At 66.6% G+C, this 24,207-nt stretch carries 18 protein-coding genes and 1 pseudogene; 11 read left to right on the forward strand and 8 right to left on the reverse strand.

Annotated elements, in window-relative coordinates; all coding sequences use genetic code 11:
• Positions 1-59 precede the first annotated feature (59 nt).
• From PVW49_RS05105 to PVW49_RS05130, 6 genes are all read left to right on the forward strand, one after another.
• A complete protein-coding gene (locus PVW49_RS05105; RefSeq protein ID WP_048530758.1) occupies positions 60-728 on the forward strand; it encodes a DUF4286 family protein in 669 nt (222 codons plus the stop codon).
• A 69-nt stretch (positions 729-797) separates the two neighbouring features.
• Entirely contained in the window at positions 798-1,757 is a 960-nt protein-coding gene (locus PVW49_RS05110; protein ID WP_274590050.1) for a TRAP transporter substrate-binding protein, read from the forward strand.
• 99 nt (positions 1,758-1,856) lie between these two features.
• Positions 1,857-2,366: a TRAP transporter small permease gene (locus PVW49_RS05115; protein WP_048530753.1), complete on the forward strand. Its 510-nt coding sequence runs from the start codon at positions 1,857-1,859 to the stop codon at positions 2,364-2,366.
• A 2-nt stretch (positions 2,367-2,368) separates the two neighbouring features.
• Positions 2,369-3,667, forward strand: a complete 1,299-nt coding sequence (locus PVW49_RS05120) for a TRAP transporter large permease (protein WP_074835240.1) — start codon at positions 2,369-2,371, stop codon at positions 3,665-3,667.
• A gap of 8 nt (positions 3,668-3,675) precedes the next feature.
• The gene (locus PVW49_RS05125) at positions 3,676-4,881 is read left to right on the forward strand and encodes an amidase family protein (RefSeq protein ID WP_274590051.1); all 1,206 of its coding nucleotides are present in this window, start codon (positions 3,676-3,678) and stop codon (positions 4,879-4,881) included.
• Complete coding sequence (locus PVW49_RS05130; RefSeq protein ID WP_274590052.1) at positions 4,878-5,708, forward strand: hypothetical protein; 831 nt, start codon at positions 4,878-4,880, stop codon at positions 5,706-5,708. The genes PVW49_RS05125 and PVW49_RS05130 overlap by 4 nt, the downstream gene beginning before the upstream one ends.
• Before the next feature lies 1 nt (position 5,709).
• Here the strand turns inward: PVW49_RS05130 and PVW49_RS05135 are convergent, their stop codons facing one another.
• On the reverse strand, positions 5,710-7,659 hold the full coding sequence (locus PVW49_RS05135; RefSeq protein ID WP_048530746.1) for an HWE histidine kinase domain-containing protein: 1,950 nt from the start codon (positions 7,657-7,659) through the stop codon (positions 5,710-5,712).
• Positions 7,660-7,841: 182 nt separating this feature from the next.
• Positions 7,842-8,789, reverse strand: a complete 948-nt coding sequence (locus tag PVW49_RS05140) for a GlxA family transcriptional regulator (protein WP_074835247.1) — start codon at positions 8,787-8,789, stop codon at positions 7,842-7,844.
• A 116-nt stretch (positions 8,790-8,905) separates the two neighbouring features.
• Here PVW49_RS05140 and PVW49_RS05145 point away from each other — a divergent pair, with 116 nt between their 5' ends.
• Genes PVW49_RS05145 through PVW49_RS05160 form a run of 4 tightly spaced genes read left to right on the forward strand, consistent with a single transcriptional unit; the run spans position 8,906 to position 13,378 of the window.
• Positions 8,906-9,616 (forward strand): GntR family transcriptional regulator, encoded by a 711-nt coding sequence (locus PVW49_RS05145; RefSeq protein WP_274590053.1) that lies wholly within the window; start codon positions 8,906-8,908, stop codon positions 9,614-9,616.
• Positions 9,617-9,623: 7 nt separating this feature from the next.
• Complete coding sequence (locus PVW49_RS05150; protein ID WP_074835248.1) at positions 9,624-10,541, forward strand: dihydrodipicolinate synthase family protein; 918 nt, start codon at positions 9,624-9,626, stop codon at positions 10,539-10,541.
• Between the two features lie 3 nt (positions 10,542-10,544).
• Positions 10,545-12,041, forward strand: a complete 1,497-nt coding sequence (locus tag PVW49_RS05155; protein ID WP_274590054.1) for an aldehyde dehydrogenase — start codon at positions 10,545-10,547, stop codon at positions 12,039-12,041.
• Complete coding sequence (locus PVW49_RS05160) at positions 12,038-13,378, forward strand: NAD(P)/FAD-dependent oxidoreductase (protein ID WP_274590055.1); 1,341 nt, start codon at positions 12,038-12,040, stop codon at positions 13,376-13,378. The genes PVW49_RS05155 and PVW49_RS05160 overlap by 4 nt, the downstream gene beginning before the upstream one ends.
• Before the next feature lie 130 nt (positions 13,379-13,508).
• Here the strand turns inward: PVW49_RS05160 and PVW49_RS05165 are convergent, their stop codons facing one another.
• From PVW49_RS05165 to PVW49_RS05190, 6 genes and pseudogenes are all read right to left on the reverse strand, one after another.
• Positions 13,509-15,065 carry a trimethylamine methyltransferase family protein gene (locus PVW49_RS05165; protein ID WP_274590056.1) on the reverse strand — a complete coding sequence of 519 codons (1,557 nt, stop codon included), beginning with the start codon at positions 15,063-15,065 and terminating at the stop codon, positions 13,509-13,511.
• A gap of 149 nt (positions 15,066-15,214) precedes the next feature.
• Positions 15,215-16,192 (reverse strand): C45 family autoproteolytic acyltransferase/hydolase, encoded by a 978-nt coding sequence (locus tag PVW49_RS05170; protein ID WP_048530735.1) that lies wholly within the window; start codon positions 16,190-16,192, stop codon positions 15,215-15,217.
• Between the two features lie 17 nt (positions 16,193-16,209).
• Positions 16,210-17,664 (reverse strand): annotated as a pseudogene (locus PVW49_RS05175) (biotin carboxylase); the annotation flags it as partial.
• Between the two features lie 16 nt (positions 17,665-17,680).
• On the reverse strand, positions 17,681-20,434 hold the full coding sequence (locus tag PVW49_RS05180) for an aminotransferase class I/II-fold pyridoxal phosphate-dependent enzyme (RefSeq protein WP_048530733.1): 2,754 nt from the start codon (positions 20,432-20,434) through the stop codon (positions 17,681-17,683).
• A gap of 67 nt (positions 20,435-20,501) precedes the next feature.
• Positions 20,502-21,470 carry a carbon-nitrogen hydrolase family protein gene (locus tag PVW49_RS05185; RefSeq protein WP_074835257.1) on the reverse strand — a complete coding sequence of 323 codons (969 nt, stop codon included), beginning with the start codon at positions 21,468-21,470 and terminating at the stop codon, positions 20,502-20,504.
• A gap of 410 nt (positions 21,471-21,880) precedes the next feature.
• Positions 21,881-22,450, reverse strand: coding sequence for a cupin domain-containing protein (locus tag PVW49_RS05190; RefSeq protein WP_048530730.1), 570 nt, complete (start codon positions 22,448-22,450; stop codon positions 21,881-21,883).
• A gap of 228 nt (positions 22,451-22,678) precedes the next feature.
• On the opposite strand from PVW49_RS05190, the gene gabT reads away from it, so the two are divergent.
• Positions 22,679-24,121: a 4-aminobutyrate--2-oxoglutarate transaminase gene (gene gabT / locus PVW49_RS05195; protein WP_274590057.1), complete on the forward strand. Its 1,443-nt coding sequence runs from the start codon at positions 22,679-22,681 to the stop codon at positions 24,119-24,121.
• Positions 24,122-24,207: the final 86 nt, after the last annotated feature.

Below are 24,207 nucleotides of genomic sequence, written 5' to 3' on the forward strand. Positions count from 1 at the left end.
CACGGAACTCCCCCCGTGTCCCGGGCCGGGAGAGGTCTGTTCAGAGATCAGGACGCAGCATGACCCGTATCCGCCCCACCGACCAGGCCCAACTCTTTGTCTGGAGCGACATCGACCCCGATCACGAAGGCGATTTCAACCAGTGGTACGACCGCGAGCACATGGAGGAACGCGTCCGCATCGAGGGGTTCACCGGCGCGCGCCGCTACCGCGCGGTTTCCGGCGCGGCGCGGCGTTATCTGGCGCTCTACCGCGCCAGCAGCCTAGCCGATTTCACCTCGGCCGCCTATCAGAAGGCCTTTACCAAGCAGACCCAATGGTCGGTCACCAACTTCGGCCGCATGTCCAACACCCGCCGCCGGGTGATGCATGTGGCGCAGGAAGGCGGCTTTGGCTGGGGTGCGGCGCTGGCGTTGGTCGAACTGGCGCCGGGCGCGGTGAAGGACGAGACCCTGCGCGCGGTGATGGAGGGGCTGATGGCCGAGCCGGGCGTGATGCGGGTGCATTACATGCAGCCCGACGAAACGCTGTCGACGCCGCTGCCGTCGGAATCCACCGAAGGCCGGGTGCTTGCGCCCTGCCTGGCGGTTGACGTCACCTCGGAACCGATTGCAGAAGCCACCCTGCGCCAACTTACCGAACGCTTTGGCGGCGCCGTGCGCGAGGCCGAGACCTTCCGCCTGATGTGGGCGCTGGACGAGCACGACCTGCCGCCGCTCGAAGACTGACATTCCCCCTGCCCCGCCCGGGCTTCGGACGGGGCACAATAACCACCACCAACCCAACCTGGAGACATTATGAAACATTTCCTCATTGGCACAGCGATTGCCGCCCTGACCGCCGGTCTGGCGCAGGCCGAAACCTGGAAGATGTCGGCCGATGCGCCCGACGGCAACTATCTGACCAAGAACATCCGCGCCTTTGCCGATGACGTTGCCCGCCTCTCCGACGGCGCGCTCGAGATCGACGTCGTGTCGAATTCGGTCCTGCTCAAGCGCCCCGAGCTCAAGCGCGGGGTACAGCGCGGCATCGTGCCGATCGGCGAAGTGCTGATCTCGGCGCTGGGCAACGAGGACGCGGTCTATTCCGCCGATGCCGTGCCGCTTCTGGCCACCACCTTCGACGAGGCGCGCGCGCTCTGGGAAGCTTCGCGGCCGATCTACGAAGAGAAACTGGCCGAGGATGGCCTTGTCCTGCTCTATGCCGCGCCCTGGCCGCCGCAGGGCATCTACATGAACCAGGAGGTGACCGATGCCACGTCCTTCGAGGGTGTGAAGTTCCGCGCCTACAACCCCTCGACCGCGCGTCTGGCCGAGCTTCTGGGCGCCGTGCCGGCGACCATCGCCACCTCGGAGATCAGCCAGGCCTTCTCGACCGGCGTGATCAACGGCATGATCACCTCGCCCTCGACCGGCGTCGACAGCCAAGCCTGGGATTTCGTCTCGCATTACTACGACGTGCAGGCCTTCATCCCCAAGAACATGGTGATCGTGAAAAAATCCGCCTATGACGCGCTCTCCGAAGACGTGCAGGCCGCGCTCGAGGAAGCCGCCGAACTGGCCGAGGATCGCGGTTTCGAAATGGCCGCAACCGCCACCACCGAGGCGACCCAGACCATGGCCGACAACGGCATGACCGTGCTGCCGACGCCCGAGGGGCTGGCCACCGATTTCGAGGAGATCGCCGCCACGATGCGCGCCGAATGGCTGGACCAGGCCGGCGAGAACGGTCAGACGATCGTTGACGCGCTGAACTGATCCCCCTCCGGCCCGGGCTGACCTGCCCGGGCCTCTCTGCAATCCGGCCGCGGCGCCCGCGCGCGCCCCGGCCGCTGTCCTGAAAAGGAGCCTGCCGCCATGGTGCTCACCCGCCACCTATTCACCTTCTGCGGAGCCCTGGCCGCGCTGTCCCTTTTGGGGATTGCCGCGCTGATCCTGGCGCAGATCGGCCTGCGCCTGATGGGCAGCCAGATCCCCTCGGCCGACGATTTCGCCGCCTGGGGGCTCAGCGCCTCGATCTTTCTGGCGCTGCCCGCCGCGCTGCTCCATGGCGACCACATCCGCGTCACCTCGCTGCGTCAGCTTCTGCCCGCCCGGCTGGGCCATGGTGCCGACATCCTTGCCGCCGGATTCGCCACCGGGATGATGGCCTGGGTGGCCTGGGCGATCTTTGGCTATGTCGCGGAAAGCTGGACCTACAATGACGTCAGCCAGGGCATCGTCGCAGTGCCGTTGTGGATTCCGCAATCGGCGATGGTGCTGGGCTCGGTGCTCTTCGCGCTGGCCTTTGCCGAACGCACCCTGCGGCTGATCCTCGGCCTGCCGGTCGAACGTGACGACATCTCCGAACAAGCGCGGGGCGAATGACCATGGATATCCTGACACAATCCGCCGTTCTGGTGGTGACCCTTCTGCTTCTGCTCGGCCTCGGCATCTGGGTTGGCGTGGCGCTTCTGGCGTCGGCGGTGGTGATCTTCGTCATGTTCACCTCGACCCCGGTCGATGCCATCCTCGGCACCACCATGTGGGCGCATTCGGCCAGCTGGACGCTGACCGCCCTGCCGCTCTTCATCTGGATGGGCGAGATTCTCTATCGTACGCGGCTGGCCGAAGACCTCTTTGCCGGGCTCGCGCCCTGGGTCGGCCGGCTGCCCGGCGGGCTGGCACATGTCAACGTGGCGGGCTGCGGCATCTTTGCGGCCGTCTCAGGCTCTTCCGCCGCCACCACCGCCACCGTCGGCCGCATCTCGCTGCCCGAGCTGAAGGCCCGCGGCTATGCCGACCGGCTGGCGATCGGCTCGCTGGCGGGCTCGGGCACGCTCGGCCTGCTGATCCCGCCGTCGGTGGTGATGATCGTCTATGGCGTGGCCGCCCAGGTCTCGATCAACCGGCTGTTCATCGCCGGCGTGGTGCCCGGGCTGATGCTGATGGCGCTGTTCTCGGGCTATATCGCGATCTGGTCGCGGATGAACCCCGACGGCGTCCCCGCCCCCGAAGACAGCATCCCGTTGGGCGAGCGCCTGCGCCGGCTGCGACTGCTGCTGCCGGTCGTGGGGCTGATCATCGGTGTGATCGGCTCGATCTATGCCGGTGTCGCCACCGCCACCGAGGCCGCCGCCATCGGCGTGGCCGGCGCCCTGCTGATCGCGCTGATCGGCGGCACGCTCAACCTCTCCACCTTCACCGCGTCGCTGATGGGCGCAACCCGCACCTCGGCGATGATCGGGCTGATCCTGCTGGGCGCGGCCTTCCTGACCTCGGCGATGAGCTTTTCCGGCCTGCCGGCGCAGCTGGCCGAGATCATCTCGGCCAGCGGCCTGGGCGCGCCGGGGCTGATTGCGGTGCTGACGGTGTTCTTCGTGCTGCTGGGCTGTTTCCTCGACGGTATCTCGATAGTCGTGCTGACCACCTCGGTGGTGATGCCGGCCATCGCCGCCGTGGGCGTCGATCCGGTGTGGTTCGGGGTCTATCTGATCATCGTGGTGGAAATGGCGCAGATCACGCCGCCGCTGGGCTTCAACCTCTTCGTGATCCAGAACCTGACCGGGCGCTCGATCTTCGAAATCACCCGGATGATCGTGCCCTATTTCCTGATCCTGGTGCTGGCGGTGATCCTGCTGACCGCCTTCCCCGGCATAGCCACCTGGCTTGTCGAACAGACCCTGTGAGGCCCGTGATGACCGATACCCCCCAGACGAGGCTCGACGCCGCGCGCGCCCGCGCCAAGGCCCCCGACTTCACCCGCGTCTTCGACGATCCGGTCAGCGGCGACGGCCCGCTTTCGGGCCTGACCGTCGCGGTCAAGGATCTGTTCGACGTCCAGGGCCAGGTCACCCCGGCCGGCACCCGGGTCCGGGCCGGGGATGCGCCCGCGACCGAGGATGCCGCCACCGTGGCCCGGCTGCGGGCGGCGGGGGCCGGTCTGATCGGCCATGCCAACATGACCGAGCTGGCCTATTCCGGTCTCGGGCTGAACCCGCATTACGGCACGCCGCTGACCCCCTTGCGCGACGGCTGCATCGCCGGCGGCTCGACTTCCGGCGGCGCCTCGGCCGTGGCGCGCGGGGTGGCCGATATCGCCCTTGGCACCGACACCGGCGGTTCGGCGCGCATTCCCGCCGCCTTCTGCGGGCTCTATGGCGTCAAACCCACCGCCAGCAGCATTTCGCACGCCGGTGCGGTGCCGCTTTCGCATTCGCTCGACAGCGTCGGGGTGATGACCCGCGAAATCGGCCTGTTGCGCCCGGTGCTGAACGTGCTGCGCGACACCCCGCTGCCCGCCGCGCCGATGCCGCGGGCGGTGGTGGTGCCGCAGAATTTCGGGCTCGACGACGTGGAGCCCGAGGTCATGGCGGCCTTCGAGACCGGGCTCACGGCGCTCGCCGCTGCCGGCGTCGCCGTGCGTCGCCTGTCGCTCGATATCTTCGAGCGCTACCGTGCCCTGCCGGTCTGGCAGTTCTCGGCGGTGGAATCCCGCGCCCATCACGGCGCGCATTACGACAGCGCCCGCGACCGGCTTGACCCGCGCGTCGCCTCGCGCATGGCCCGCGCCGACGGGGTAAGCGCGATCGACTTTGCCCGCACCCTCGCCGCGCGCGACGCGTTGATCGCCGAGGCAGAGCGGCTGTTTTCCGATACCCCCGTGGTGCTGCCGACGGTGGCCCTGCTGCCGCCGAGGCTGGCCGCGCTGGAGGACGACGCGGCCTATGACCGGACCAACCTGCTGGCCCTGCGCAACACCAGCTTCGGCAACCTGATCGACGGTTGTTCGGTCAGCCTGCCGCTGACCGACACCCCCGGCGCCGGGCTGATGCTGACCGCCGCCCGGGGCCGCGACGCGGCGCTGCTGACCCTGGCCGAAACCCTCGCGGGCCGGCTGTGACCCCGCGCCCGCCGGCCTTCGTGGCGCTGGGTGCCCGGCGCTACCGGGTGGCGCATGTGCCGCTCGAAGGGGTCACCGACCTGGCCGTCACAGGCGGACGGATCGTGGTGCTCCGGCGGCGCATTCCGGAGCTGGTGGAACTGGCTTTCGACGGCACCATTCTGGCCGAGCGCGACCTGTCGGATTTCGTCTGCGGTCACGGGCTGCGCGCACTGGGCGGGGCTGCGGCCGGGGTCCTGGCCGCCACCGACATGGACGGCCACAAGATCGCCCTGCTCGGTCCCGATCTGCACACGCGCGAGCAGCTGCACTGCGACGCGCGTCCAGGGCTGGGCCGACCGTTCAACCATCCCTGCGACTGCGCCGAGGGGCCGGACGGCCGGCTCTATGTCGCCGATGGCTATGGCAACAGCGCGGTACATGTCTTTGCACCCGACCGGACCCATCTGGCCAGCTTCGGCCAGCCCGGGCACGGCGCCGGCGACTTCTCCACCCCGCACAGCCTGCTGTTTGACGGCCAAGGCCGGCTTTGCGTCGCCGACCGCGAGAACAACCGGGTGCAGCGCTTTGATGCCGAGGGCCGCTACCTCGACGAAATCGGCGGGCTGCACAAACCGATGGCGCTGGCGCTCATGCCGGATGGCACGCTGCTGGTCACCGACCAGACGCCGCGGCTTTCGGGATATGACGCCGCCGGCCGGCTTACCGGGCGCTGCCGCACCTTCTCGACCTATGGCCACGGGCTCGCGGTCTGCGAGGACGGCACCGTGGTGATTGCCGAGATGGCGCCCGACCGGGTGACCTTCCTGCGCCCGGTGGCGGGCTGAGCTACAGCCGGTCCAGCGTGCTCAACAGGGCGGTATAGGAAATCGGCTTGATCAGCAGCGGCGCGCCACGGCGCGGATCGTCCTCGGCACCGGAAAGCTCCTGCCCGGAGACCACGACAAAGGGAATGCCGTTCTCCCGCAACCAGGCCGCCACCGGCTCCGACGTGCCCTCGGCCAGCGTCCAGTCGAGGATCGCGAGGTCGGGCCGTTCGCTTTCCAGCCGGGCCAGCGCGCTCTGGCTGTCGCGGAACTCGCCGAAGCGGGCGAAACCGCCCTCTTCCAGCGTGGCGGCCAGGTCCATCGCGATGATCACGTCGTCCTCGACGATCATCACCGACCGCGCCGGGGCCGGCGCCTCGGGCGACGGCCGCAACACTTCCGAGGGGCTCGGGCCGGGCGTATCGGCCTGCCGGGGATAACTCAGGTCAAACCGGATGCCCCCGGGCCCGACCTCGCGCCGCATTTCGCCGCCGAGCTGTCCCTTGACCACCTCGTGCAGCAGCACCGATCCATAGCCTTCCTGTCCGTCCGAGACGGCGGGACCGTTGGTGGGCACCCCGGTTTCATGCCAGCAGACGTCAAGCCGGCTGGTGTCGGGCAATGCCCAGCTCAGCGCGAGCCGGCCGTCGGAGGTGCTGAGAAACCCGTGTTTGAGCGCATTTGTCGTCAGCTCGTGCAGCACCATGGCGAGCACCTGCGCCTCGGTCGGGCTGAGCGCCACCTGCGGGCCGGACATCTCGATCCGGTCAAAGACATCCGGGCCAAAGGGCGCCAGTTCCTCTTCAGCCAGTTCCTGAAAGGTGACATTCACCCAGCGCTTCTGCCCCAGCAGACCATGCACCCGCGACAACGCCGCGAAACGCCCCTCCAGATCGGCCTTGACCTGCGCCACGTCGTCGCCGGTGGTCATCCGGGTGACCGACTGGACCACCGCCAGAAGATTGCGCGCCCGGTGATCGATCTCGCTGGCCATCACTCGTTCGCGTTCGCGGCCGCGCTCGCGCTCGATCCAGCCCATCGTCGTTTCCAGCACCCGCTCGATGGCCGAGATATCGAAGGCCGAGATCACGCGTTCCTTGTGCCATTGCACCCCGATGACCGAGGTCACCTCGCCGTTTTCGACCCAGGGCACTCCCAGCCCCTGCACCACGCCCACCCGCTCCAGGTACTCGCGGCTGGCCGGTTCGAGATCGGCGTCGCTCAGCGCCGCAGCGGTCACCTCACCCGACAGGATCTTTTCCTGAAGGCTCACCCCGACCTGCGACGGCATGGCGATTTCCGCCGAGGGCGGCGTGCCCTCGGCGCACCATTCATGGATCATCGCAAAGGCCACCTGGCCTTCGATCTGTGTCCGCTCGCGCAGGCCGACGCGGCAGGCCCCGAGCAGCTCGCCGAGTTTGGCCAGCGAAAAGCGCAAGGCCTGGTCCGGCGAAGGCGCGGTGCGAAAGGCATTGTTGGCGGCGACGAGGAATTCGGCATTGCGGCGCTGGATCACGTTCTCGGTGATCTCGCTGCCCGAGTTGAAGACGCCGGTAATTCCGCCGTCCGCATCGCGCAGCGGGGTGAAGCTGTAATTCCACCAGGTCTCCTCCTCGATGCCATGGCGCCGCATCGGCAGCATCTGCTCCTGCGCGAAGAGCCCCTGCCCCTGTTCGATCACCTGGGCGAATTGCGGGTCGATGATGTGCCAGATGTCCGACCAAACCTCGCGCGCCGGCTGGCCCAACGCCGCCGGATGCCGCGGCCCGGGGATCGGCGCCCAGGCGTCGTTGTAGAGCAGGCGCAGCTCCGGCCCCCAATAGATCGCCGTGGGAAAGGCCGAGTTGAGACAGATCGACAGCGCGGCGCGCAGCGATTGCGGCCAGTCGGCGGGCGGCCCGAAGGGATGGCTGGCCCAGTCAAAGGCGCGGATCCGCTGCGCCATCTCGCCCTCACCGGCGAGAAAATCCATCGGGTTCAATTCGTTCCTGCCCTCGCCTTGCAAATCTGGCCCTCACTGCTGCATACCTCTTGCCCGCCGGATCATTCTGTCAAGCGCCCGGAGACCGCGTTACAGATAGGGCGAGCCCCCCTCTTGACCAGTTCTCCCGGTCGCGTCCACCCCCCGCAGCGATCCGCCCCACGCGGCCGCCCTCAGGCGATCCGCCCGCGCTGGCCGCTGGGCGAGATGCCGAAGGAGCGGCGATAGAGCCGGGTGAAATGGCCGAGGCTCTGAAAGCCGCAGGCGACCGCGATCTCGGAAACCGACATTTCGGTCTGCAACAGCAGGTGCCGCGCCCGGTCGAGCCGCAGCTCCATGTAGTAGCGCCCCGGCGACGTGTTGAAATAGCGGCCGAAAAGCCGCTCGAGTTGGCGCACCGAAATGCCCAGATCCTGCGCGATCAGCATCGGCGAGACCGGCTCTTCCAGCGCGCCGCGCATGATCTCGATGGCGCGGGCGACATGCGGATTGCGCATGCCGTGGCGCGATTGCAGCGAAATGCGCTGCGCCACCCCCGCCTCGCGCGCGCCAGCATAGACCATCATGTCCGACACCGCGACCGAGAGGTCATAGCCGTGATCCCTCTCGATCAGGTGCAGCATCAGGTCGGCGGTGGCCGAGCCGCCCGAGGCGGTGACATGTTTCTCGTCGGCCACGAAGACACAGCGCTCCAGGGCGACCTCGGGGAACCGCTCGGCAAAGGCATCGTGGTATTCCCAATGGATTGCCGCCTTCATGCCGTCGAGAAAGCCGGCCTGCGCCAGCACCCAGGCTCCGGAACAGAGCGCGCCGATCCGCACCCCGGTCGATCGCGCCCGGCGCAGCGCCGCCAGCAGCGCCGGCGTGATCTGCCCGGTCATCCCCAGCCCGGAAATGACGAACAACCGGTCGGCCCGTGGCACCGCGCCAAAGCCATGCGCCACCAGCGTGACCGACCCATTGGAGGCGCGCGAGGAGATGCCGTCTTCGGAGGCATAGGACCAGGCATAGAGATCCCGGCCGGAAATCAGGTTGGCGATGCGCAAGGGCTCGATGGCGCAGGCCAGCGTCAGATGGGTGTGATCCTCGACCAGAAGAAAGACGAAATGCTGCGCGGCCATGCTGACTGCTCTCCTTGGGATGATGCATTTTACATGTCGCACAACATTATACAATGTGTATAAACTTGGTCAGAGGGCGGATTCGCCCGAAATTCCGCAAGAGCCCGAGGATGCCGATGGCCGCCGATACCAAGACCACCAAGGCGATGCTCTACGAGCATCTGCGCATGGAGATCCTCTCGACCCGCCTGCCCCCCGGTCACGATATCGACGAGGCGCGGCTCTCGGCCGAGTTCGCGCTGTCGCGCACGCCGCTGCGCGAAGTGCTGCGGCAGCTGGCCGGCGAGGGCTTTGTCGTATTGCGCGAGAACCGCGGCGCGCGGGTGACCGACATGTCCTTTGCCACACTGCGCGATTTCTTTGTCGCCGCGCCGATGATCTATGGCGCGGTGCTGCGGCTGGCCGCCGGCAACGCCCGGCCCGGCCAGATCGCCGCGCTGAAGACGGCGCAGGAGCGGTTTCGCGCCACCCTGCGCCAGGGCAGCGCCATCGACCGGGCGCTGGCCAACAACCGCTTTCACGAGATCACCGGCGAGATGGCGGGCAACATCTATCTGTTGCCGTCATTCCACCGGCTGCTGATCGACCATGCCCGCATCGGCACCACCTTCTATCGCCCGCGCACCGCCGAGATGACCGACAATCTCGACGCCGCCAGCCGCCAGCACGACGAGATCATCGCCGCCATCGAGGCCGGCGACGAGGACCGCGCCGGCCAGCTGGCCGAGGCGCATTGGAACCTGTCGCGGGGCCAGATCGAGCTTTTCGTGATGCCCGACGGCCTCGACCTGCCGCTCGGCGCGCTTCCCAGGACGACAACCGGATAGGACAGACATGACCCCACGCTTCCGCTTTGACGGTATCTACACCCCCGTCGTCACGCCGTTTGCCGCCGATTTCTCGGTCCGCTGGGACGCGCTCGAAGCGGTGATCGACTGGCTGATCGGCCAGGGCGTCCACGGGCTGATCTCGGGTGGCTCCACCGGCGAGAATTATGCCCAGACCCTGGACGAACGCATCGAGATCGCGCGCTTCACCGTCGACAAGACGGCCGGCCGGGTGCCGGTGGTGATCGGCACCGGTGCCATGCTGACCGCGGAGTCGCTGGCGCTGGCCCATGCGGCGCGTGAGATGGGCGCCGATGCCATCCTGCTGGCCTCGCCGCCCTATGCGGTGCCGACCGACCGCGAAAACGCGCTCAACGCGCTGGCCATCGACCGGGCGGCGGACCTGCCGATCATGCTGTACAACTACCCGCACCGCACCGGCACGATGATGGGCGAGGACTTTCTCGACCGGGTCGGCCGCTCGCGCAATTTCTGCGGCATCAAGGAAAGCTCCGGCGATATCAACCGCGTGCATCTTCTGGCCCGCGATTACCCGCATATCCAGCTTGGCTGCGGCATGGACGATCAGGCGCTGGAGTTCTTTGCCTGGGGCGCGCCCTTCTGGGTCTGCGGCGGATCCAACTTCCTGCCGGCCGAGCATGTGGCGCTTTACGAGGCCTGCGTGCGCGAGGGCGATTTCGCCAAGGGCCGCCGCATCATGTCGGCGATGATGCCGCTGATGCGGGTGCTCGAACAGGGCGGCAAATTCATCCAGACCATCAAGCACGGGGTAACCATGACCGGCGTCGACTGCGCGGTGGTTCGCCCGCCGCTGAAGGCGCTGAACAAGGATGACAAACGCGCGCTCGACCAAGTGGTGCGGGTGCTGAAACGGACGATTGCCGATATCCGGGCGGAGGGCTGAGACATGAGCTTGCTGACTAAAGACGAGTACCGGGGGATCGCGCGCGGTCTCGATCTGCCCTGCATGGCCTTTATCGACGGCGGCTTTCGCCCGGCGCTTTCGGGGCGCACCTTTGCCAGCATCAACCCGGCCACCGGCGAAGAGCTGGCGCAGGTCGCCGCCTGCGCCGCGCCCGACGTGGACCTTGCCGTCGCCAGGGCGCGCGATGCCTTTGAGGATGGCCGCTGGTCGCGGCTGCATCCGTCGGAGCGCAAGGCGGTGCTCATCCGGCTGGCCAGGCTGATGACCCGCGAGGCCCGCGAGCTGGCGGTGATGGAAAGCCTCGACAGCGGCAAGACGATCCTCGATTGCGAGACCGTCGACCTGCCCGAAACCATCAACTGCCTGACCTGGCACGCCGAGCTGATCGACAAGATCTATGATCAGGTCGCCCCCGCCTCGGACGATCACATCGCCATGGTGGTGCGCGAGCCGGTGGGCGTGGTCGGGCTGGTGCTGCCGTGGAACTTTCCGCTGCTGATGATGGCCTGGAAGATCGCACCGGCCCTGGCGGCCGGCTGTTCGCTGGTGGTCAAACCCGCCGAGGAAACCTCGCTCACGGCGCTGCGCCTGGCGGAACTGGCCGCCGAGGCCGGGCTGCCGCGCGGCGTGCTCAACGTGCTGCCCGGCTCCGGCCCCGAGGTCGGCGAACCGATCGGGCGGCACATGGATATCGACATGGTGTCCTTCACCGGCTCCACCGCCACCGGCAAGCGCTTTCTGTCTTATGCGGCGGACTCGAACGCCAAGGAAGTCGTGCTCGAGATGGGCGGCAAGAACCCCGCGATCGTGCTGGAGGACGCCGAGAACCTCGATCGGGTGGCGGCGCATGTGGTCAATGGCGCCTTCTGGAACATGGGCGAGAATTGCTCGGCCAGCTCTCGGCTCATCGTGCACCGCGACGTCAAGGAGGCCCTGCTCGACCGCATCGCCCATCATGCGCGCGCCTGGAACACCGGTGACCCGCTCGACCCCGAGGTGCGGCTCGGCCCGCTGGTGTCGCAGGCGCATTACGACAAGGTCCGCGGCTATCTGGACCAGGCCGGACCGGTGCTGCTGGGCGGCACCGCGGCCGACGGCCGCGTCGCGGCGACGGTGATCGAAGTGCCGGGCAACGACGTGGCGCTGGCGCGCGAGGAAATCTTCGGCCCGGTGCTCTCGGTGATCACCGTGGCCAGTTTCGACGAGGCGATCCAGACCGCCAATGACACCGACTATGGCCTTGCCGCCGCGCTCTTTACCGCCAATGCCAAACGCGCCATCCGCGGCGCGCGGACGCTGCGCGCGGGCACGGTGACGGTCAACAGCTTTGGCGAAGGCGACATCACCACGCCGTTTGGCGGCCACAAGCAATCGGGCTTTGGCGGGCGCGACAACGGCATCCACGCCCATGACCAATACACACAGCTCAAGACGATCTGGATCGATCTCGCCGATGATGCGGACGAGGCCATAGGGTGACGGGGTACCGGGCCCGCCGGCTGCCGGTTCAGCTTGGCCCGGCGGCCTGGAACGCCCTCTTGCCCGCCGCGCCTGCGGTGCAGCCTCTCGAGCGTGACACCACGGCGGATTTTGTCGTGGTCGGCGCCGGTTTTGCAGGGCTCTCGGCGGCGCGGCGGCTGACCCAACTTCAGCCCGGCGCGCGGATCCTGGTGCTCGAGGCCGGGCGCCTGGCCGAAGGCGCGGCAGGGCGCAACTCGGGCTTCATGATCGATCTGCCGCATGACCTGCAATCCACCGATTACGCCGGTGCCGGCGATGACCGGGCCTGGATCGCCCGCAACCGTCAGGCCATCGGCTTTGCCGCCGAGGCGGTCGAGGAATACGGCATCGACCGCAACTTCTTTGACCCCGCCGGCAAGATCAACGGCGCCGCCAGCGCCGCGGCCCAGGCCCACAACGACAGCTATGCCCGCCACCTCGCCGCGCTTGGCGAGCACTGCGAAAGGCTCGATGCCCAGGAGATGCGGGCGTTGACCGGATCTCCGCATTACCGCTCGGGGCTGTTTTCGCCGGGCACGGTGATGCTGCAACCGGCCGGCTATATCCGCGGATTGGCCCGGGGCCTGCGCGCGGCCGGCGTGATGATCCACGAGGCGAGCCCGGCCCGGGCCCTCACCCGGCAGGGCACCGGCTGGCAGGTGACGACGCCGGGCGGCCGGGTGAGCACCGCGCGGGTCATTCTCACCGTCAACGGCCATCTCGAAAGCTTCGGCGTGGCGCGCGGCCGGCTGATGCAGCTCTTTCTCTATGCCGTGATGACGCCCGAGCTGGACGCCGAGACCCTGGCCCGCCTTGGCGGCGCGCCACGCTGGGGCATCACCCCGGCCGATCCGATGGGCACCACGGTGCGCCGGATCGACAGCGGCCAGGGCGGCAATCGCCTGCTCCTGCGCAGCTGCGCCACGCTGCGCCCCGACATGCGGCCCCGCCGCCGCGATCTCGCCCGCGCGGCGGCGGTCATGCGGCGCAAGTTCGCCCAGCGCTTTCCGCAACTGGCCGGCCTTCGGATGGAACATGCCTGGGCCGGGCCGCTCTGCCTCAGCCTCAACGGCGTCTCGGTGACCCGCGAGATCGAGGCGGGGCTGGTCTCGGGCTGCGTGCAGAACGGCCTTGGCACCGCGCGCGGCACCCTGACCGGCATTGCCGCCGCCGAACTGGCCGCCGGCGTGCCGAGCCCGCTCACCGATTTCTTTGCCACCGAAGCCGCGCCACGCCGCCTGCCGCCGCAACCCTTGCGCCAACTTGGCGCCAATGCGCTGCTGCGGCTCCGGGAGTGGCGCGCGCGGGCGGAATAGGCAGGGGCCGGCGAGACCCCGGCGCGGCGGCCGAGACGGGAGGCAGGGGCCGCAGCCGGGAGGCAGGGGCCGCAGCCACGCCCCCCGCCCCGGGCCTGCCCCGGGGCCTCTCGGCCGGGGACGCCCCGCCTCAATACTCCTGGTTCAGCGCATCCGCCGCCGGGATCTCACGCTCGCGGCGCGCGATGTAGTCCAGCAGCGCCTCGTTCCTGGCCAGGTCGAGACGCGGCTCCTGGTACTCCGCCAGGAGCTTGCGCGCATGTTCCAGTGCCCGCGCGGTGATCTCCTTGGAGCCATCCGCCACCCATTGCTCGATCGAATTGTTGTCGAAGAGCTCCGGCATGAAATAAGCGGTCTGGAAATTTTCCTGAGTGTGTGGATGGCCCAGGTAATGCCCGCCCGGCCCGACATCGGCCACCGCCGCCAGCGCGGCGTCGAAATCGCTCCATTTCGGCCCTTCGGCCATGCGGTAGGCCATGGCGCATTGCTCGGCATCGACAACGAATTTAGCCACCGAACAATGCATCCCCGCCTCGTTCCAGCCAGCGGAATGCCAGATGTAATTGGCCCCGGAATGCAGCACCGCCGAAAGCGTCGTGGCGCTTTCATAGCCGGCCTGGGCGTCAAAGGTCTTGGCCCCGCCCAGCGCGCTCGACGTCCGCCAGGGCACGCCGTAGAAACGCGCCATCTGGCCGATCATGAAGTTCATCAAGCTGATCTCGGGCGTGCCCGCCATCGGCGCGCCGCTCTTCATGCTGACGGTCGAGAGGTAATGGCCATAGATCGCCGGGCAGCCCTTGCGGATCACCTGGGTATAGGCCAGCGCCGACAGCGCCTCGGCATTGAGCTGCGCCACCGTGGCCGGCACCGAGGCCGGCGTATTGGCCCCGCCCAGCACGAAGGGCGAACAGAGCACCGGCTGGTTGCGGCGGCAGAAGGCGCGCATCGCGCCCAGCATGGTCTCGTCCCAGACCAGTGGCGAATTGCCATTGCAATTGCCGGTGGTGACGGCGTGGTGTTCATGAAACTCCGCGCCGAACAGCAGCGCGCACATCTCCATCACGTCCTCGGCGTTCCTGGGGCTGGTGGTCATGCCCATGAACATCTTGTCGGAATGTTTCATCGAGGAATAGGTGATCCGCAGGTGGCGCTGGCTGATCGGGTGGTCGTAGGGTTCGACGATGTGATGCGCGGTGGAATGCAACGCCGGGCTCATGTGGCTGAGCTTGTGGAACATCGCCAGATCGGCCAGCGTCGGGTTGCGGCGCCGGTCGTCGAGGTCGCGCAGGTACGGCGCGCCGGTCATCGGCACGAACACCGCCTGACGCCCGCCCAGCGCGACGGAGTTCGCCGGGTTGCGGGCGTGATAGGTGATCTCGGACGGGATCGAGGCGATCAGCCCGCGCACCAGCCCCCGGTCGAGATAGACCCGCTCGCCCACTACCTTGGCCCCCGCCCGGCGCCAGTCGGCCAGCGCCACAGAATCGCGGAACACCACGCCGACGTTTTCGAGGATATCCATCGACGCGGCGTCGATCTGCGCGACCTGGGCGCCCTCCATCACCTCGCAGAGCGGCAACCGGTTGGTCAGTCCGGGCAGCATGGTGACATCGCGGGTGCTGCGCAGGCTGCGGCGGGCGGCGCGGCCCCCGGCCCGCATCCGGGGCTTGGCAGTGGTGGCGGTCATGGCAGATCTCCTTTGCAGGAAGACTGGCGCAGACCGGCGCATCGGATGGGGATGATTGCGAATTATCGTTGCAGGAAACGACATGGCCTGTGCGGCAGCGGCACAGCGTATGACAGGAACGCCGCCTGCCCTGCCGCGCCCCGGCCCGTCTAGAGCCCGCCGCCCGCCGGGATCACCACCTGCACACTGTCCTCCGCGAAATGGTCAAAGCTCTTGACCCAGCGCCGGTGCGGCCAGTGCAGTTCCAGCCGGCCCTCGCGCGGGCGATAGGCGGCGGTATAAAGCGTGCCGAAACCGGCGGTGAACGCGGTGGAATAGAGCGGCGGCCGCAGGAAGGCCGCGACAAACCGGTCATCGGTGGTCGGATGCAGGGTGAGCTGTTGCAGCAGAAAACGCTCGCGCTCGACGGTGGCGGTAAACCGCGCATGCGACGACCATTCGACCCGCTCCTGATGGTTGGTGGCCACCGCCGCATGGCTCAACACCGGTTTGCGGTCGGGCGCGAGATAGGCGGTCAGGAACTGCCGCCCGGCATCGAGCACGGTGACATTGTAACTCATGTGGCAGGGAATTCGCGCCAGCGCGGCGCCGGCCTCTTCGGTGCTGGTGCAGGTCTGGAGCACATAGCGCAGGATCAGCGGCACGCCGAAGCCGCGCCCGGTGTTGCGCCGCCCGCCAAAGGTGAGCGAGACCGCAAGACCGGCATCGTTGATGCCATCGACCAACCCGAACAGCCCGTCGGACATGCCGATCACCCCCCGGCCCTGCCAGCCGGTCTTGAGCACCACCGCATCGAAGGCCAGCGGCGCGTAATCGTAATTGCGCACCAAGAGCGGCGCGTCGCCCTGCCAGATCGCCTGCGAACAGGCCGAGAGATAGGGCGGCGGGCCGTAGAAGCTCAGAAACCGCGCCGCCGCATCGCCGCCGCCGGCCAGATCGCAAAGCTCCTCCCAGAGCTGCGCGATCTCCGGCATGTGCTTGCGGATCGCCTTGCGGCATTCCAGATAGGTCGGCCGTGCCGTCAGCCCCTCGCGCGCCCACCATTGGTGATAGGCCGGCCAGTACTGCGCGAACAGCCCGGCCCATTTCGGCCCGGGCCTGTCTTCGGCGATGGCGCGGAAAAGCATGGTCACACGCGCCGGCCCTACAGCATCTTGAACGCCGGATCGCCCAGCACCTGCGCCGCCGGCAAGGGCCGCGCGCGATAGGCCGCCTTGATCCCGGCGATCCATTGTTTCGACCGCTCGGTCAGCGCGAAGCCCTTGGTCATCGAGCGACCCCGCGTCACCAGAATGCCCAGGTCGGCGCCCTCGTACCGGTAATCGCCGGGCTTGAGGATGCGCAGGAAAAACGCCTCGTCCTCGCTCTCGACCGCGCGGCGGTGATAGTCGAAACGGGCAAATTCCACAGTGCCATCGGCGCGCATCCGGTAGATGCCCGATTGCGGCGCCTCGGTGATGATGTCGACGCTGTCATCGGTGTGCTTGATGACCATCTGCGACCAACTGTCGATCATTTCGGGATCGGACCAGCGAGCATTGAGCTCTTCGACATCGATCTCGAAGGGCTTCTTCGAGAACTCCAGCAGGTGAAACAGAAAGAGCGGCGCATCCGCATGGGCAAAGGCGGCGTGATTTGTCATCGAACTGGCGCCGGTGATGCGCGGGTTGAGCTCGCCCAGCCAGATGTCGCCGGTCTTGCGGTCGATCAGGAAGTCCAGCTCGAAATAGCCGCGATAGCCCTCTTGTCGAAGCTGTTCGCCAAACCGATAGGTCAGCTCGCGCGCCTTCTGTCGGGTCTTCGGGGGAAAGGCGGTGGCAAAGATCTCGTTGCCACACCAGCCGCCGCGATAGGGCGTAAGGTCTTTGAACCCGACCAATTCGGTCATCAGCGGGCCGACGATGGTGCCCTCGGCCGTGGCGCAGGCCTCGATGGCCGAGCCACGACAATCGATCCGTTTCATGATCTTGATCTCGCCCTGGCCGACGATCTCATGTTCATGGCGGCGAAAATCGGCCTCGGAGGCGATGAAGAAGGTGGTATGCCCGCTGTCGCCATAGGCCGATTGCAGCACCAGATCATCGCCCAGCCCGGCCGCCGCGCAGATCTCGCGCAGCTGGGCGTAGCTTTCCACCTCGGCCAGCGTGTTGGGCACCGAGGGCACCCCCGCCTTGTTGCCGATGCGCACGGTCTCGATCTTGTTGTCCATCGCGCTGCGCAGCTTGGCCTTGGGGAACCACAGCTCGCCGCCCAGCTCCCTGACCAGCCGCTCGGTGGTCTCGTCGAACATCAGAAAGGCAAACTTCGGCTTGCCGCCGCGCGCCTTGACGTAATCCACCACCTCCTTGTGTTGCAGCAGATAGTTGTTGATGTCCTCGATCGACTGGAACTCGTCATGCGGCATGTCGGAGGGCACCAGAACGTTCGGGTGCCGCCCGTCAAAGCAATCCATGTAGCAGATGTACTTGAAATTCCGCACCCATTCGTCGAGCCCGAGCAGGTTGAAATTCGTCGCCGAGACGAAATAGACCGGATCGGAATTGGTGTGAAAGTGGCGCCGGATCTCGGAGATGTTGCGCAGGGTCTTTCTGGCCATCGATCGCTCCTCTTCGTGCTCATGGCTCTCTACAGGAAAAGCCTTTCAGCGCCTCCTTGGTGAACACCCGAAGCCCCAGATCGGCGCGGAAGCCATGGATCTCGCTGACGTCGAGCGCCCGCATGAAGCTGAGGATTTCCGGGCTGATCACCTGCCCCGGCACCAGGATCGGAAAGCCCGGCGGATAGGGGATGATGAAGGAGGTCGAGACCAGCTCCTCGCCATCCTCGAGCCGGGTCTGCAACTTGTCGTCCAGCGGGATGTAGTCGCATTTCTCCTCGTCGTAGGCGAGGAAAAAGGCGGCGCGGATGTCGCCCTCGGGGGTGTCGTCGCCATAGCGGAACGCCGGATGGAAATGGCTGAAATCCGGCAGCGGCGGCACATGTTCGACCAGCGCCGAGACCCGGTTCTCGAACGAGCGCTTTTCCATCTTGGAGGCGTCGTCGAGCAGCTCGTCCAGCTCCTTGGCGATCTCCACCAGCACCTCGATCAGATAGGCGACCGAGCTGCGCGTGGTGCCGATATTGGTCATGAACAGCACGGTGTTGCGCGAGGTCTTGTTGATCTGGATGCCGTATTTGTCCATCAGGATCTTGGTCTTGAAGGTATCGCCGTCCCAGCCGGTGCCGCCCACCGCCAGCGTCACCCGCGTCGGATCGAGCACGAATTCGTCGGTGGTCCAGGAATTGGCAATGTCGGTCCAGCCCTGATCGGTCTCGTAGTAGCTGGACACGCCGCTTTCGCGGTATTCCTCGGGGATCATGTCGCCGGCGGTGATCACCTTGAAATACTTCAGCAACAGCGGGTGGGTGGCAATCGCCCGCCGGATCGACATGGCGCTTTCGACCTGCCGCTGGGTGAACTCGAACCCCTCGAGCTCGACCTGCCTGCGGCCGACGTCGAGCGAGGCGATGATCTGATAGTTCGGCGAGGTCGAGGTATGGGTCATATAGGCCTCGTGGAAGGCCTGCTCCACCTCGCCCTTGAAGTCCTGATCGTTGACATGGATCATCGACCCCTGCCGCAGCGACGTCAGCGTCTTGTGCGTCGACTGGGTGCCATAGGCCCGCACCCGGGCATCCGGCGGCGGCACCAGCCTCGTGTTCAGGATGGTCTCGTCATCCGCGCCCTCCAGCTCTTTCTGCTGCTTTTCCCAGGCCTCCGCCGTTTCCGGCGTGCGCAGGCATTCGCGCAGGGTGTTGGCCACGTCCATCGCGGTGCGCTGGCGGTAGGTCGGGTTGAAACGGGCAAAGGCGAACCAGGCCTCGTCCCAAAGAAAGATTAGATCCCTCTTGATGGCGAGACATTCCTCCATCACCCGCTGCACGTTGTAGACGATGCCGTCGAAGGTGCAGTTGGTGAGCAGCACCATGCGCACCTTGTCGAGCTTGCCCGCCGCCTTGAGTTTTAGCAACTGATGCTTGATCTCGCGCAGCGGCACGGCGCCGTACATCGAGTATTGATGCAGCGGATAGCTGTCCATGTAGACCACATGCGCGCCGGCCAGCACCATTCCGTAGTGGTGCGACTTGTGGCAGTCGCGGTCGACCAGCACGATGTCGCCGGGCTTGCACAGCGCCTGCACCACGATCTTGTTGCAGGTCGAGGTGCCATTGGTGGCAAAGAACGTCTGTTTCGAGCCGAAGGCCCGTGCCGCCATGTCCTGCGCTTCCTTGATCGGGCCGCGCGGTTCCAGCAGGCTGTCGAGCCCGCCCGAAGTGGCCGAGGTCTCGGCGAGAAAGATGTTGGGACCGTAAAAGGCCCCCATGTCCTGGATCCAGTGCGACCGGGTGATCGATTTGCCCCGGCTGATCGGCATGGCGTGAAACACGCCGGTGGGCTGGCGGGAATATTCCTTGAGCGCGGTAAAGAACGGCGTCTTGAAGCGGGCCCCGACACCCCGAAGGATGTTGAGGTGCAGCTCCATGAAATCTTCCTGGTTGTAGAACACCCGCCGGCAGCGGCCCAGATCGAGGCCGGCTATCTCTTCGGCCGACCGGTCGGTCACCAGATAGGCATCGAGTTCGGGCCGCATCCGCGCGATCAGCCGGCAGGCCTCCGGCCCGTATTCGCTGGGCGTGATATGCTCGACCTCGCCTTCGGTGCCCAGCGTGTCGAGGTATTTCTTCAGCAGCGGCAGTTCGTTGTGCGACTTGAGCACGAGCCCGGGGCGGACCACCACGGCCTGGACATTGTGGTTGAACAGGATGCCGATCAGCGCGTCCTCGACCGAGGGCACCACCACCGGCTCGTAATGGAACGGATCCTCGGGCCGGCGGGCGCGGTGCAACGCGTTGCGCAGGAACCGCTCCTGATGTTCGTTGACGCTGTCGACGATCATCACCTCGAAATAGGGTCGCCCCAGCGCCCGCGCCTCGGGCGAGATCGCGCTTTCGTCTTCGTAATCCTCGCTGTCGATCTCGTCGGCGCCCAGCGGAATGTGTCGGCGGCGATAGGCGCCCGAGGTCAGCGCCCGCGCCACCCGCCGCACCGAGATCGACAGATCGTCGATATTGCGCGTCTCGAGCAGGCGGCGCAGGTGTTCAAAGGCCGCGTGGCCGGGAAAGGCCCAGTAGCTCTCGATCGGCGCGAGCGACTGGAACAGCTTTTCCGCGGTCTGCACCAGCCGCTGCCCGGAGCGGCCGTCGACGCCCTTGAGCCGCAGAGACTCCACGCATTCGCGCAGCGCGCTCCAACGGTCGGCCCGCAGCTGCGTGGCACTGTAATAATCTCCGATCGATGGCAGACCCTTTTCACTTGCAGGTACGTTCATTCCGTTCTCCCTGTTGGCGCCTTTTGCGGCGCTGCGTGTTGTTCTGCCATCCCCTCGGAGGCCCCGGTCAGCCGGTGCCGGACACCCTCTTGAAGATCGGCAGGTTGTCCTCTGGTTTGTAGTCCTGCGGCTCGCGCCCCAGCGCGCTGCGCGGATCGGCCGTGTTCACCCCGGCCTGTGACCCCTGTTGCGGAATGGCCAGCGGCCCCAGCGTCGTCAGATAGGCGTCGGTGCCGCTGCTGCGGTCATAGACCGAAAAATCCGCCTCGCGGTCGCGGAAGCTCTTGAGCACCTGGCCCAGTCCCTTCAGCCCGGTCTCGCGCTGGCGGCGCACCATGTCGAGATCGATCTCGATCGGGAACATGTCCTCTTGCCCGGCAGACTGGTGCAGCACCGTGGCGGTCGGATCGACCACCAGCGACTTGCCGACACCGCCGGCACCCAGGCCGTTGACGTCGATCACGTAGCACTGGAACTGCGCCGCGGTGGCCCGCGCGATGGCGATCTCGGCGTCGCGGTCGGTGGTGCCGGTCAGCACGGGGTGCAACAGCACTTCGACCCCCTGGCTGGTAAGTTGCCGCGTGGTTTCCGGGAACCAGATGTCGTAGCAGATCGACAGGCCGAAGCGGCCCACCCCCGGCACGTCGAAGACGCAGAAATCGGTCCCCGACGAGATATCGGCCTCATAGGGCTTGAACGGGAACATCTTGCGATAGGTGCGGATGATCTCGCCATCGGGGTTGATCACCACCGAAGTGTTGTAAATTCGCCCGTCCTCGGCCTTTTCGAACATCGAGCCCGGGATCAGCCAGATCTTGTGGCGGCGCGCCTCGTCCTGAAACATCCGAAGCGTGTCATTCGGGAACGGCAAGGCGTATTGATGCAGCGGGCCAAAAGCCGCCAGCTCCGAGAACACCACCATCTGGGTCCAGGGAAACCGCGCCATCAGAACGTCGAGCCGCTCTTTCATGCCCTCGACGTTGGAATGCAGCGCCGCGACATGCATCTGTACGCCGGCGATTGCGAAAGGGGTCATCTGCTTTCTTTCTCCTTGCACGGCGCGGGCATGTCCTGCGCCGGGTTGTTCTGTCTCCCCCCTGAGCGGCGGTGGCGGCGGGTCTCTGCCCGGCTCGCGGCCGCTGCTGGTCTTGTGGTCTGGCCCGTCACCTTGTCAGCCTTCCTGCAAACTGCAAGGCAAGATCGTTCAGGGCCGGTCGGGGCGGCGCGGAGCCCGGTGCCGGGCGCGCTGGCATCCCGGCGTTCATCTTGCGAGACTTGGTCATTTCGGTCCCCCAGCCCGGCCCGGCGCCGCATGTTTCAGGGGCTTTCCCCCCGGGGCAATCCGGTTTTCTTGTTGAATCAGCATAGCTTTGGCGCAGACACATTCAACTCTCGCAAATCGAGCCTGCCTCCTTATGATGCGGTGCGCGCAATTCCGGGGCATTCTCAGAACGTCGGCGGCGTGCAGGCGCTGATGATGACGCAATCCTGATCGCCGATGTTGCGGAACTTGTGCGGCAGCCGGCTGTCGAACAGATAACCGTCGCCCCGGTTGAGCACGCGCACCTGATCGCCGACCGTGATCTCGATGATCCCGGCAATCACCACCCCGGCCTCTTCGGCCTGATGGCTGAGCATCTTTTCGCCGGTGTCGGCGCCGGGGGGATAGGTTTCGTGCAGCACCTGAAGACTGTGCGACGAGGCATTGCCCAACTGGCGCAGCGAGACCCGCGAGGCGCCCTTGCCCAAACCCATGTCCTGCGGCGACAGCTCGATGAATTCGTCGGCGGTATAGAAGTACTTGGGCGTACCGGCGTCCTCGACCTCGGAAAAGAATTCCGACAGCGGGGTCTGCACCGCGTCGAGCAGGCTTTTCAGCGACGAGACCGAGGGGCTGGTCTTGTTCTGCTCGATCATCGAGACCGCGCCATTGGTCATGCCGGCGCGCGCCGCCAGTTCCCGCTGCGACATGCCGCGCGCCTCCCGCGCCGCCCTGAGTCTTCCGCCGATATCCAAAGCATCGCCTTATTTTGAGTGCGTGTTTGAAATTGTAAGCGCCGATTTTGCGCGGGGTCAACCGGTATTCGTGGCCAAAACCCGCCGGTCACACGCATTTCACCTATATTTACATGGGAATTTCCAAAGGGTTACAAAATTCATCGGATGAGCCTGATGGTCAGGATTGACAAAAATATTGATCACACCGTACTAATTTATTGATCATTCACCGGGAGGGTCGGACCCATGACTGCCAGCACCAAACCGCGCGCCAGCCGGGCCGCGAACAAGGACAAGAAAACCGCCGCACGCAAGCCCGCGGCCAAACCCGCAGCCAAATCTGCCGCCAAGCCGGTCAGCACGCCCGTTGTTGCGCAGACCGGCAGCAACGCCGCGCTTCTGGCCCGTCGCGAGGCCGCGGTGCCGCGCGGTGTCGCCTCTGCCGCGCCGGTCTTTGCCGCCCGTGCCGAGAATACCGAGCTCTGGGATGTCGAGGGCAAGCGCTACATCGATTTCGCCGGCGGCATTGCCGTGCTGAACACCGGGCACCGTCACCCCAAGGTCATCGAGGCCGCCAAGGCGCAGGAAGACCTCTATACCCACACGTCGTTCCAGGTCGTGCCCTATGAGCCTTACGTCGCGCTGGCCGAAAAGCTGAACGAACTGGCGCCGGGTGATTTCGCCAAGAAGACGCTGCTGGTCACCACCGGCGCCGAGGCGGTCGAGAACGCCGTCAAGATCGCCCGCGCCCATACCGGCCGCCCCGGCGTCATTGCCTTCAACGGCTCTTACCACGGCCGCACCCTGCTGACGCTGGGCATGACCGGCAAGATCAGCCCCTACAAGAAAGACGTCGGCCCCTTCCCCTCCGACATCTTCCGCGCGCCCTTCCCCGATGCGCGTCAGGGCGTGACCGTCGAGGACAGCCTCAAGGCGCTCGAGATGCTGTTTCTCACCGATGCCCAGCCTGACCGCGTGGCGGCGATCATCCTCGAACCGGTGCTCGGCGAAGGCGGCTATCACCCGGTCCCGGCCGAGATGTTCCAGGCCCTGCGCGCGATCTGCGACCGACATGGCATCCTGCTGATCTCTGACGAGATCCAGGCCGGTTTCGGCCGCACCGGCACTTGGTTTGCCATCGAGCATTCCGGCGTTGCGCCCGATCTGATCACCTGTGCCAAATCCATGGCCGGCGGTTATCCCGTGGCCGGCGTGATCGGCCGGGCCGAGGTGATGGATGCGATGGCCCCCGGCGGCCTTGGCGGCACCTATGGCGGCAACCCGGTCGCCTGCGCCGCGGCGCTGGCGGCGATCGAGGCGATCGAAAGCGAGGGATTGCTCGCCCGCTCGACCGCTCTGGGCGAAATGTTCAAGGCCCGCTTTGCCGAGATCGGCGCCCGGGTCGCGCCCTACCGGATGTGGGACATTCGCGGCCTTGGCGCAATGATCGCGGTGGAATTCGTCACCGATTTCGACACCGCCGCGCCCGACGCCGCGCTGACCAAGGCGGTGATCGCCAAGGCGCTGGACAAGGGTCTGATCCTGCTGGCCTGCGGCATGCATGGCAACGCCCTGCGCATCATGGTGCCGCTGACCGCATCGGATGCGATCCTCGAGGAAGCCATGGTGATCTTCGAAGCCGCGCTGGCCGAGGCCATCGCCGAACAGCACGCGCTGGCGGCGGAATAAGCCAACTCCGGCTGGCGGCGGATTTTCCCGTCGCCAGCCTTGCTTGCCCCTGATTTCAGGTTTACCCCGGGGAGCGGGTCCGCCCC

The sequence above is a fragment of the Marinovum sp. PR37 genome, from assembly GCF_028807375.1.
In the GTDB taxonomy this organism is placed as follows: domain Bacteria; phylum Pseudomonadota; class Alphaproteobacteria; order Rhodobacterales; family Rhodobacteraceae; genus Marinovum; species Marinovum algicola.

Excerpts from the sequence above, each read along its gene's own strand:
- PVW49_RS05150 (WP_074835248.1), top strand. The coding sequence starts at position 9,624 with ATGACCCCACGCTTCCGCTTTGACGGTATCTACACCCCCGTCGTCACG.
- PVW49_RS05110 (WP_274590050.1), top strand. The coding sequence starts at position 798 with ATGAAACATTTCCTCATTGGCACAGCGATTGCCGCCCTGACCGCCGGT.
- PVW49_RS05170 (WP_048530735.1), bottom strand. The coding sequence starts at position 16,192 with ATGCTTTTCCGCGCCATCGCCGAAGACAGGCCCGGGCCGAAATGGGCC.
- PVW49_RS05155 (WP_274590054.1), top strand. The coding sequence starts at position 10,545 with ATGAGCTTGCTGACTAAAGACGAGTACCGGGGGATCGCGCGCGGTCTC.
- PVW49_RS05105 (WP_048530758.1), top strand. The coding sequence starts at position 60 with ATGACCCGTATCCGCCCCACCGACCAGGCCCAACTCTTTGTCTGGAGC.
- PVW49_RS05135 (WP_048530746.1), bottom strand. The coding sequence starts at position 7,659 with ATGGATTTTCTCGCCGGTGAGGGCGAGATGGCGCAGCGGATCCGCGCC.
- PVW49_RS05185 (WP_074835257.1), bottom strand. The coding sequence starts at position 21,470 with ATGACCCCTTTCGCAATCGCCGGCGTACAGATGCATGTCGCGGCGCTG.
- PVW49_RS05180 (WP_048530733.1), bottom strand. The coding sequence starts at position 20,434 with ATGAACGTACCTGCAAGTGAAAAGGGTCTGCCATCGATCGGAGATTAT.
- PVW49_RS05120 (WP_074835240.1), top strand. The coding sequence starts at position 2,369 with ATGGATATCCTGACACAATCCGCCGTTCTGGTGGTGACCCTTCTGCTT.
- gabT (WP_274590057.1), top strand. The coding sequence starts at position 22,679 with ATGACTGCCAGCACCAAACCGCGCGCCAGCCGGGCCGCGAACAAGGAC.
- PVW49_RS05165 (WP_274590056.1), bottom strand. The coding sequence starts at position 15,065 with ATGACCGCCACCACTGCCAAGCCCCGGATGCGGGCCGGGGGCCGCGCC.
- PVW49_RS05145 (WP_274590053.1), top strand. The coding sequence starts at position 8,906 with ATGGCCGCCGATACCAAGACCACCAAGGCGATGCTCTACGAGCATCTG.
- PVW49_RS05115 (WP_048530753.1), top strand. The coding sequence starts at position 1,857 with ATGGTGCTCACCCGCCACCTATTCACCTTCTGCGGAGCCCTGGCCGCG.
- PVW49_RS05140 (WP_074835247.1), bottom strand. The coding sequence starts at position 8,789 with ATGGCCGCGCAGCATTTCGTCTTTCTTCTGGTCGAGGATCACACCCAT.
- PVW49_RS05125 (WP_274590051.1), top strand. The coding sequence starts at position 3,676 with ATGACCGATACCCCCCAGACGAGGCTCGACGCCGCGCGCGCCCGCGCC.